This is a genomic window from Mycobacterium intermedium (assembly GCF_002086275.1).
Classification (GTDB): Bacteria; Actinomycetota; Actinomycetes; order Mycobacteriales; family Mycobacteriaceae; genus Mycobacterium; species Mycobacterium intermedium.
In genome coordinates this window covers 1-2054 of record NZ_MVHT01000212.1, presented here as the reverse complement: position 1 = coordinate 2054, position 2054 = coordinate 1, and the positions used below count along the sequence as shown (strand labels likewise).

Here is a 2054-nt window from a genome sequence, read left to right as displayed (position 1 = left end):
AAGAGTTAGCCAATCACCCGCTCAGGGGCGGGGACTTCTCCTGGCCAAAAACGGGGACTTCCAGATGGCCATTGACAGTCGGGGTGAGCGAGGCCCACCCGCTGACCGAGCGTTTGTATCGGCCGTGACCGCGCTGCGCGTAGCCGATAGCCTCCTCGACTGAAAGCGCAGTTCCCTCGGCCCATGCCTTTTCAAATTCTTTCTCGCCCATGGCCTTTTGCAGCGCTGCTACCGACGCCTCGTAGCTAGCGTCGTAGATTTTGAAACGTACAGCGCCGATGCGTTGCCAGGCGGCCTCCGCCGCGGCGAACAGGCGGGCGGCTTCGCGGTCATTGCCGTCCTTGCTCGCCAGAACCGCAAGGCACTCCAAGATGTTAGGGATGCCCAGGTGCGACTTGATTTCGACGCCTAAAGCGAGCGCGTTTCGGGCATCACGCTCGGCCTGTCCGATCTCACCGATCGCGATAGCCAAACGCGCCCGCAGGGTCAGCATCCATACCGAATACCAGCCGGTTAGGGTCGAGACTGCCTCGTCGGCCAGCTTGCGAGCGGCTGCGAAATCTCCGTCGGCGAGCGCGGACTCGACATTCCAGATGCGCTGTACTGCGACCGTCGTGCCGACAACACTTGTGTGTTGGCGGCTTGCCTCGCGGGTCTCGTGGATTCCTGCGGCATCGCCGGCGGCTAGGGCGGCGAATCCTGATGCTACGTATCCGAATGCCGCAAACCTTCCGCCAAGCTCTAGGCCGCCCTGAAGGGTCGCGTGAGCAGCCGCGCGCGCGGCAGCCACCTGCCCTTGGTAGGCAAGTGCGATTGCTTGAGTCCCCAGGCTGACCACTCTAGAAATTTCGTCTTGGGCGGCCTCGGCCTCGACCACGAGGCGGCCTAGTTCTCTGACAGCACCAGCCAGATCGCCCTGGATCATTTGCGCATATCCGAGCCAATGGCGGCACTGACGAGAGTGGAACCTATCGCCGATCGAATCGGCCAACTCGCGCCCTTCTCGGCCTGCAGTGCACACAGCTGACGGATCGCCCGCGATTGCCCCGGCTCCCGCTTGCCAGGCGAGGATCTGGCTAAGCCGCCACCGATCGTCTAATGCCCGAGCGAGCCCGATCGCCTCGGCAAAGTACTTATGGGCGAGTGCGGCGTTATAGCCCTGGCCGGCGCAAAAGCCGCAGGCGGTCAGCGCTCTCGCAAGCAGCGCCGGCTCATCGAGTTCTCGAGCGATTGTCAGGGCCCGCTCGGCCTGGTCCAAGCTGTCGACGTCGCCTACCCACGCATCGAGGAAAGCCTTGTCAGCAAGCGCCCTCGATCGCACCGCGGCCGCAACCGGGGCGTGCCGAGAGTTGAGGTCGCTTAGCGCGGCGTCGAGCAAGGCCCGCCCTTCCCGGATGCGCCCTCGGGTGAACCACAGGGCCTGCAGCGACGACACCAAGGTGAGCGCGGGCTCGACGTCGTGGTGTTCACGGCTGAACCCGAACGCGGCACGCAGGTTGTCGATCTCGAGCTCCGCCTGCGCAAGCCGCCCCTCGTAATCGCTGCCGGCCGGCGCGTCAAGTTCCACGGCAAGGGCCGTGTAGTAATCGCGGTGACGTGCCCGCACGGCGTCGACCTCACCGGACTCGCCCAACTGTTCGGCCGCATACTGGCGCACTGTTTCCAACAGCCGGTAGCGTGTTCGGCCCACCCGGTCGTCGGCGACCACCAACGACTTGTCCACTAGCAGACTTAGCTGGTCTAGGACCTGGTAACGCTGCACCTCGGCCCCGCCGCCGACCGCCTGGGCAGCGGCAAGGTCGAAGCCGCCCGGGAACACCGCTAAGCGACGGAACAACACCCGCTCGGGCTCGGTCAGCAGTGCATGCGACCACTCCACCGAGGCACGCAGGGTCTGCTGTCGACGTACCGCGGTACGGGAACGACCCGTTAGCAAACGGAACCGGTCGTGCAGACTGTCAAGTGAGGTTCCCCAGAATTGGTGGACATCTGAGATAGCGGGACGGTGGTCCCCTGGAAGGATGTTCGTATGCCACGATCTCGGCGGTCGTTTT

General features: G+C 64.5%; 1 protein-coding gene. It reads right to left on the bottom strand.

Annotation, left to right across the window (positions count from 1 at the left end; translation table 11 throughout):
- Positions 1-13: 13 nt before the first annotated feature.
- The gene (locus BST27_RS30185) at positions 14-1879 is read right to left on the bottom strand and encodes an ATP-binding protein (protein WP_069422665.1); all 1866 of its coding nucleotides are present in this window, start codon (positions 1877-1879) and stop codon (positions 14-16) included.
- Positions 1880-2054 lie beyond the last annotated feature (175 nt).